The organism is Mesorhizobium sp. M1078 (assembly GCF_040318615.1).
Classification (GTDB): domain Bacteria; phylum Pseudomonadota; class Alphaproteobacteria; order Rhizobiales; family Rhizobiaceae; genus Mesorhizobium.
The window spans coordinates 1-5,788 of sequence record NZ_JAMYMP010000073.1; the positions used below are offsets into that span (position 1 = coordinate 1).

Consider the following 5,788-nt stretch of genomic DNA (forward strand, 5'->3'; position numbering starts at 1 on the left):
GCAATGAGGGCATCAAAATTCGTGCCAATGGCGGAACGAGGCGGAGAAAACAATCTTGGTGAATGTTTTCAGTTATTTGGGCTGAGGCAAAATAGAAAGTGGCCAAACAAACCTGCGTCGCGGCACGACAAAACTGACAAAATGGTCGGACGGCTCCTCACATCGTCATACGTTATGTCGCCGGAGAGGAGACGCCTCGGCGCCCGCGACGGCTAGAGGATTCGCGTGATGTTGTCCGTTACCCGGAGGTTTGCGGGGTGTGCCATCCGACCCGATCCATGACGAGCACGGCAAGCGCGCCCTTATCGACGCGCTGATCTCCTCGATATGGAGTTGCATGGCTTGGTGCCGGCAAAGGGTAGCGCGAGCGGCCGCGACGGTGCGTAGCGTCTCCGACAGCGCGGAACGGAAGACTGTAGACGAGCCCCTTGTTCTGATACGGGATGGCGGCAATGAGTTTCCGGCAGCGTGAAGACGACGCGACGGTATTCCTGTGTCGAGAAGCTCGGCGCGTCGGTGCTCCAGCCACTGCGCGCGGGCCAGCGATTGGCAGCGGGGACAATGCCTGTCCGGCAGCTGTTGAAGGCGATGCGGCGGTGGCCGCAGCGATCGCCTGCTTCGACGTGCCGGCCGAGCGCGCCGTCCGGCACAGTTCGATCGACGTCATGACGCGGCGCTGGGCGGTCGACAGCTCCGCTTCATGCTGCGCACGATAGGCACCGCAGTAGCGGCGGAATATATCCGCCACTTCCGGCCCCGAGCGGGCCACCGGCGCCCCGCTCAGAAGTATTTGCAGCTTGGCGGGCGGCGGCAAGGTGGGCGCCGGACGCGGAAAGAGCTCGAAGGGGCTCGACGTAGCGCAGACCTTTTTTGATCCGCAGGTAATGGGCGGTGATCGCGACGCTCCTGTGGCCGAGCAGCCACGAGTCATAATGCTCACTTTCTATGTCATTGAAAATCAAAGCGCTGTTGAGCGGGATCGGCTGTTAGCGCGGGGCATTCTGGATGCGATAGTAGGCGATATCCGCCGCCTTGAATGCCCAAGGCGCGCCATAGCACACTTGCCGCCCTTTGATGATGCCGAGGCGGGCCATGCGCAGAGCCGTCATCACGCTCACATCCATGATTTGCGCGGCAGCTTCAAGCGTAATCTCGCCCCGCTCAGCCCATTCGCTCGACGATGGACGGCAATGCCGTGATGGCTGCGGAACGAACAGACCCGCGCTTGGTCCCGCCATTGCCTCGCCCTGTCGGCTTACCAGCGCGATTGAGGAGCCGCGCGATCTGGCAGTCGGGCATCAGGCGCGCCAGCTCGCGGACGGCGTCAAAGTATCGTCGGGGACTGTCCAGCGAATGCTTGCCGGCGGCGTTCATCTTGAGCTTCGCTTCAAGCGCCTTGTTCCAGCGGCGCTCCAGCTCGCCAGCGACCAGACGATTGGCAGGGTCGACAGCATCGTATTGCTGGCGCTGGGCAGCCTCGTAACGCGCCCGCTGCAGTGCCAGCTCGAGCTGCCTTTGTGCGGCTGACGTCTCGCTCGCTTGAACCTCTAGACTAAGACTAGGGCCTTGGTTGCGGCGTCGATACCGAGCGGCTTCAAGGCACTAAGAACCGCGGCGCCGACAGCCTCACGGCGCGCAAGCCGCCAACGAGCTGCACCGATTGGTGCCATGATTGACGAGCGCACCCTCGCAGTGATAGCGCCCCACCCTGCCGCCATAGGCGACATACATCTTGCGGCCGCAATAACCGCAACGCAGAAGCCCCGTGAGAAGCAATCCCCCGTGCCGTACCGCTCCTCTGGCGGTGGCGCTGCCTTTGCCGGTCGCGTTATTGGCAATCACCTGTTGGTTCCTCTCGAACTCGCCACGTATTGTAGCCCTCGTGCTGGTCCTTGAGCAGGACGTCCCATTCCCTCTGCGGACGCCGCAGCCCGCGCCGCACGCGTTTGCGGCCCTCCTCAATGATGACCTTGCTTGTCGTGCGCCCGAAAGCATAGGCGCCCGCATAGACCGGGTTGGTCAGAACGTTGTGCACAGTATTGTAGAGCGGCAGCTTCCAGGCGATGAGGCGCCCCTTTAAATCATGCGACTTAACGGGCTAAGCGATGGCTTCGTCTCTGAACCACACATGGACCTTGACGCACGCTCTGCAGCTTGGCCAACTTCGCGAACACCAGCATCAACGCATCCTGCACGCGCTGGTCCGGGTCCTTTTCGATCCGCTCGCGCCCGGTCTTCACATAGCCGGCGGCGACACCGAGGAACAGCGCGCCCCGGCGGGCTTTCTGCTTCAGCGCCTCCTGCGAGCGCTGACGGAACAATGACAACTCGAGCTCGCTCATCGTGCCTTTCGAACCCGCGACATACTGCCCAGAAACAGAGCCGCTTGAAGTCGTTGTCCAATATCCGCATAACCCGCATGCCGGCGAGCGCCTCACGGTCGTGCGGCGTCTCCGTTACGCCAGTCACGCCCACTTCGTCGTCGAGCTGCCAGGCGGCGGCCGGCTCCTGCTGCCTGCGTGGATGACCGAGACCGACGCAGCGACGCCGCCGATGATGGCCGCGCCGCGGCTTTCCTTTGCCTGCCTGCGGGAGCTGCGCCAGCTTATCGACACGCGGGGCGTATCCTTGTCGCCATCGCTTGAAGCGATTCGCAACGATGGAGCCCACGATGCAACAGCATGCCCGAAAGCGGCAACTCGATCTTCTCATGTTGGCGGCCGACGATGTCGTGCCTCGGCTGTTCGATCCAGTCGCGGAGATCGTGAGCCTGCTCAACGCTCTCCTGAGCGATCGCCTCGCCCCGGTCAGAATACCGGAGGAGACGGACGATGACTAAAATCATTGCCGATCACCTGGCGCGCAGCGCCTATGTCAATATTCGTCAGTCCACCCCGGACCAGCTTGCCAATAACCCAGAGAGCCGGCGACGCCAGTACGCCCTGAAGACGCGCGCCCGCGCCATCGGCTGGGAGAATGTGGTCGTCATTGACGATGATCTCGGCCGCTCGGGCAGCGGGAGGGCGCGACCGGGTTTCGAACGCCTGCTGGCGGCGAGCGGCAGCGGCGGCGCGGGCGCGGTCTTTGCCCTCGAGGCCTCATGCCTGGCCCGCAACGGGCGACTGGCACACCCTCTTGGAGTTCTGTGCCCTGGTGGGCAGCCTGATCATCGATGAGGACGGGATCTACGATCCCCAGCTCGTCAACGATCGCTTGCTGCTCGGCATGAAAGGCAGGTTCAGCGAACTTGAGCTGTCGACGCTGCGGCAGCGCTCGCAAGAGGCGTTGCGCCTGAAGACGGCGCGCGGCGAACTGCACACGACGGTGGCGATCGGCTACCGGCGAGGCGCCGACGATCGCCTGGAACAAGACCCCGACCGGCGCATCCGCGAAGCGCTGTCGCTGGTGTTCCACAAATTTCGTGAGATCGGCAGCGTGCGCCAGCTAGCCCGTCTTATGCATGACGGCGTGTTGGAGAGGCTGGCGGATGTAGCCTAAGCGATTGATTTGGCGTAGAATTCGGTTGTCTAAGCCAGTCCTGTCGCCCACATCTCGCGAGCCACACCCGCCATGACCGACGATACGTTGCCGCCGTTGTGTTTTCCAGCCGTCGGACGCAAGAAGATCACAGCCGCGTTTGATGGCGGACGCATCACATCGGATGGCGCGTTTTGCTTCTGGCCGCCGCCGAGCGGCGTTCGCGACTGGCCGACCGGCTGGCCGCCGCGATCCACGATCCGCGTCACCCGCAGCGGGTGAGGCACGCCATGGCCGACATTCTGCGCGCCCGCATCTTTGCGATCGCGTGCGGCTACGAGGATGCCAACGATCTCGACCGGCTGCGCACCGACCCGGCCTTCAAGCTCGCCTGCGGACGGTTGCCCGACAGCGGGCTCGACCTGTGCTCGCAGCCGACATGCTCGCGCCTGGAGAACCTGCCCGACCTCAAGACCGTCATCCGGCTCGGCGATGTGCTGGTCGACCTGTGGCTGTCGAGCTATGCCGCGCCGCCCAAGATGGTGACGCTCGACATCGACGATACGCTCGATGTCGTTCACGGCCGTCAGCAGCTGTCGCTCTTCAACGCCCGCCACGAGGAGCGCTGCTTCCTGCCGATCCATGTCTATGGCGCCGCGACAGGACGCCCGGTCGCCATGATCCTGCGCCCCGGCAAGACGCCGACGGGCAAGGAGATCCGCGGCCATCTGCGCCGTTCGGCTTGTTGCGCTGCGGCCGCAAGCTCAAGGTGCTGCACCATTCACGCCGCGATGCGCGCTATGTCTGCGCTACCCATGTCGACCCGTCGACCGAGAAACGGTGTACCGCCTTCAGCAACATGCCCATCGACGCGGCGGTATCGGCGAAAGTGCTGCGGGCGATTGCACCGCTGGCACTCGAGGCGGCGTTGCAGTTGATTTCCGATCGCAAGCAGGCCGGCAGCGAACGGCTGCGGCAAAGCGAGCTCGCCCTGGACCAGGCCCGCTATGAGGCGGCGCATGCTCGTCGGAACGACGCCGTTGATCCCGATAACCGCGTAGTCGCCGGCGAGCTCGAACGGCGATGGAATGATTGTCTGGCGGCGGTCGCCCGGCTCGAGGATCAGGTCCGGAGCTTGCGCAGCGAGCAGCCGAGCGCCCTAAGCGAGGAAGGATGCACGATGCTCATCGCGCTCGCAGACGACATGGCTGCGCTGTGGAAACATCCCGCCGCGTCCGTCGAGACGCGCAAGCGGATTTTGCGCACCGTGCTCAACGAGATCGTCGTGACGGCCGAGGCCGGTCGGCTGCGCCTGGTGCTGCACTGGCAGGGCGGCGATCACACCGAGCAACTGATGCGCGAACTCACCCGCCTTTTGCCGGATCGCAGCATCGCCCCCGTTCTCAACCGGCTCGGCATACACTCGGCCAGGGGACAGACCTGGACCCAGCTGCGCGTGCGCAATTTCCGCGGCGCGCATCAAATCCCGGTTTACCGGGAGGGCGAACGTGGGGAGCGCCATGAGCTTGTCCCGCGCGAAGCAGCAAACCGCTTCGGCGTCAGCAACATGACCGTTATTCGCCTGATCCGGGATGGACTGCTGCCGGCAAGGCAGGTATGCGCCAGTGCCCCCTATGTCATCCCCGAGGATGATCTCGCCCAGCCGGCAATCCACCAGGCGATCGCGAAAGGTCGCCCAGTATCAGCCGATGCGCGCCAAGAAACCCTGTCTTTTCAATGAGATCACGAGGTACTGCATCATGTCACCGTCCTCTTCATGCCAACGAATAGCCGATCATTGGGAGGCCGAGGAACGTAGATTCCGTCCTCGTCGACGATGACGGTCCCGACCATCCACAGAACTCGATCAGCGGATGAGGGCTTCATCTCGGGCTCCGACGTCGGCGCTGATACCACCGCTGGAGCGGAAGGCGGGAGTAGCCTACGTTGCTGAGGCCGCAAGCTTGCGAGCTTCCCGTCGCTAGGTGAAGACTTGTTGTGGTCGCAGCTTGTGGCGGCGAGCGACCTCGGAGATGACCGCCTTTCGGCTCCGGGTCTCTGTAACATCGCGCTTTCTCATCAACCGACCAATGCCCCCGACCACCGGCGCCTTTGATCACCTCGAAATGCCGAAGCTGGCGCTCAGGGTCAGGCGCCAAGTCAAGTCCAGCATAAGCTGATCTCCGCTTGCGAAGCAGAATGGCAGGCGGTTGTGTGCGTCAAGTTCTGCAAAAAGGGGCGGCCATGATGCTGGTCATGCGGCTTGGCGCAGAGCGAGCTTCTTGTGCTCGCGCAGGTCGTCCATGTTGAT

Annotated in this window: 9 protein-coding genes and 4 pseudogenes; 7 read left to right on the forward strand and 6 right to left on the reverse strand. The window is 63.6% G+C overall.

The window, feature by feature from the left end; genetic code table 11:
- Nucleotides 1–369 precede the first annotated feature (369 nt).
- From NKH38_RS32935 to NKH38_RS32945, 3 genes and pseudogenes are all read right to left on the reverse strand, one after another.
- Nucleotides 370–769: pseudogene (locus tag NKH38_RS32935) on the reverse strand (IS91 family transposase); the annotation flags it as partial.
- 27 nt (nucleotides 770–796) lie between these two features.
- Nucleotides 797–920, reverse strand: a pseudogene (locus NKH38_RS32940) (integrase); the annotation flags it as partial.
- A 66-nt stretch (nucleotides 921–986) separates the two neighbouring features.
- Nucleotides 987–1,238 (reverse strand): hypothetical protein, encoded by a 252-nt coding sequence (locus NKH38_RS32945; RefSeq protein WP_352765697.1) that lies wholly within the window; start codon nucleotides 1,236–1,238, stop codon nucleotides 987–989.
- 115 nt (nucleotides 1,239–1,353) lie between these two features.
- Here NKH38_RS32945 and NKH38_RS32950 point away from each other — a divergent pair, with 115 nt between their 5' ends.
- Nucleotides 1,354–1,527 (forward strand): hypothetical protein, encoded by a 174-nt coding sequence (locus tag NKH38_RS32950; RefSeq protein WP_352765696.1) that lies wholly within the window; start codon nucleotides 1,354–1,356, stop codon nucleotides 1,525–1,527.
- A 99-nt stretch (nucleotides 1,528–1,626) separates the two neighbouring features.
- On the opposite strand, the gene NKH38_RS32955 is transcribed toward NKH38_RS32950, so the two are convergent.
- The 3 genes from NKH38_RS32955 to NKH38_RS32965 are packed head-to-tail and all read right to left on the reverse strand — an operon-like array spanning nucleotide 1,627 to nucleotide 2,342.
- A complete protein-coding gene (locus tag NKH38_RS32955) occupies nucleotides 1,627–1,842 on the reverse strand; it encodes a recombinase zinc beta ribbon domain-containing protein (protein WP_352765694.1) in 216 nt (71 codons plus the stop codon).
- A complete protein-coding gene (locus tag NKH38_RS32960) occupies nucleotides 1,829–2,035 on the reverse strand; it encodes a recombinase family protein (RefSeq protein WP_352765692.1) in 207 nt (68 codons plus the stop codon). The genes NKH38_RS32955 and NKH38_RS32960 overlap by 14 nt, the downstream gene beginning before the upstream one ends.
- 55 nt (nucleotides 2,036–2,090) lie before the next feature.
- Nucleotides 2,091–2,342 carry a hypothetical protein gene (locus NKH38_RS32965; protein ID WP_352765690.1) on the reverse strand — a complete coding sequence of 84 codons (252 nt, stop codon included), beginning with the start codon at nucleotides 2,340–2,342 and terminating at the stop codon, nucleotides 2,091–2,093.
- A gap of 1 nt (nucleotide 2,343) precedes the next feature.
- On the opposite strand from NKH38_RS32965, the pseudogene NKH38_RS33540 reads away from it, so the two are divergent.
- The 6 genes and pseudogenes from NKH38_RS33540 to NKH38_RS32990 form a co-directional block, all read left to right on the forward strand.
- Nucleotides 2,344–2,604: pseudogene (locus NKH38_RS33540) on the forward strand (hypothetical protein); the annotation flags it as partial.
- A 67-nt stretch (nucleotides 2,605–2,671) separates the two neighbouring features.
- On the forward strand, nucleotides 2,672–2,839 hold the full coding sequence (locus NKH38_RS32970; RefSeq protein ID WP_352765688.1) for a hypothetical protein: 168 nt from the start codon (nucleotides 2,672–2,674) through the stop codon (nucleotides 2,837–2,839).
- On the forward strand, nucleotides 2,832–3,176 hold the full coding sequence (locus tag NKH38_RS32975; protein ID WP_352765687.1) for a recombinase family protein: 345 nt from the start codon (nucleotides 2,832–2,834) through the stop codon (nucleotides 3,174–3,176). Before NKH38_RS32970 ends, NKH38_RS32975 begins: the two co-directional genes overlap by 8 nt.
- Entirely contained in the window at nucleotides 3,154–3,498 is a 345-nt protein-coding gene (locus tag NKH38_RS32980) for a serine integrase family protein (RefSeq protein WP_352765685.1), read from the forward strand. Before NKH38_RS32975 ends, NKH38_RS32980 begins: the two co-directional genes overlap by 23 nt.
- Before the next feature lie 72 nt (nucleotides 3,499–3,570).
- A pseudogene (locus NKH38_RS32985) lies at nucleotides 3,571–4,214 on the forward strand (transposase); the annotation flags it as partial.
- Between the two features lie 122 nt (nucleotides 4,215–4,336).
- The gene (locus NKH38_RS32990) at nucleotides 4,337–5,218 is read left to right on the forward strand and encodes a helix-turn-helix domain-containing protein (protein ID WP_352765683.1); all 882 of its coding nucleotides are present in this window, start codon (nucleotides 4,337–4,339) and stop codon (nucleotides 5,216–5,218) included.
- Nucleotides 5,219–5,788 lie beyond the last annotated feature (570 nt).

What these genes read in the sequence shown, in the direction of transcription:
- NKH38_RS32945 (WP_352765697.1), bottom strand. Translation starts at nt 1,238, where the DNA reads ATGGCGGGACCAAGCGCGGGTCTGTTCGTTCCGCAGCCATCACGGCAT.
- NKH38_RS32950 (WP_352765696.1), top strand. Translation starts at nt 1,354, where the DNA reads ATGCTTGCCGGCGGCGTTCATCTTGAGCTTCGCTTCAAGCGCCTTGTT.
- NKH38_RS32965 (WP_352765690.1), bottom strand. Translation starts at nt 2,342, where the DNA reads ATGAGCGAGCTCGAGTTGTCATTGTTCCGTCAGCGCTCGCAGGAGGCG.
- NKH38_RS32970 (WP_352765688.1), top strand. Translation starts at nt 2,672, where the DNA reads ATGCAACAGCATGCCCGAAAGCGGCAACTCGATCTTCTCATGTTGGCG.
- NKH38_RS32975 (WP_352765687.1), top strand. Translation starts at nt 2,832, where the DNA reads ATGACTAAAATCATTGCCGATCACCTGGCGCGCAGCGCCTATGTCAAT.
- NKH38_RS32990 (WP_352765683.1), top strand. Translation starts at nt 4,337, where the DNA reads ATGCCCATCGACGCGGCGGTATCGGCGAAAGTGCTGCGGGCGATTGCA.